At 78.0% G+C, this 582-nt stretch carries 1 protein-coding gene; it reads left to right on the top strand.

Features of this window, described 5'->3' with window-relative positions:
* Window positions 1-377, top strand: a 377-nt coding sequence (locus ACYVD5_RS12040; RefSeq protein WP_461001079.1) for a hypothetical protein, incomplete at its 5' end; no start/stop codon positions are given.
* Window positions 378-582: the final 205 nt, after the last annotated feature.

The raw sequence follows: 582 nt of genomic DNA, 5'->3' as shown, positions 1-582 counted from the left end.
CGCGGCCCGCGCCGGCAGCCAGGTCGGCGCCGCGCGCCCCGCGCATGCCCTTTGTGCTGCTGGTACTGGGCCTGCTCGGCGGCGCCCTGATCAGCCTGCTGGCGCTGCGCACCGTGCTCGTTGCCGACGCGTTCACCATCACCGAGCTCCAGCAGGGCAACGAGCGGCTCGCCCACCAAGAGGAAGGGCTGCGCGAGGAGGTCATGCGGCTGGAGTCCTCCGAGCGCATCGCCGAGGAAGCCGAGGCGATGGGCATGCAGCCGGGCGAGGCCCCGCTGTTCCTCGACCTCGACCAGCGCCGCGCCACCGGCGACGAAGGCGGCGCTCCGTCCGGGCTGCCCGGCACCGGAGCCCAGCCCGAGGCGGGCGCCAGATGAGGCCGCTTTACCGGCGCAGCGGCCCCGCGCCATTGCCGCACCCGGCCGCCACCACCGCGGGGAGCAGCCGTTGAGCTCCTCCCGCGACGGCCGTTCCCGCGATCCCCGCCGTCCCGGCGCCGCGCAGCGGCCCGGCCGCGGACCCGCCCCCCGCGACCGCCAGGGCGCCCAGCGCGGTTCCGAGGGCCGGCGCCCCGCGCGCGAG

Source organism: Streptomonospora sediminis, assembly GCF_054778995.1.
This window is presented reverse-complemented; position numbering and strand designations above follow the sequence as displayed.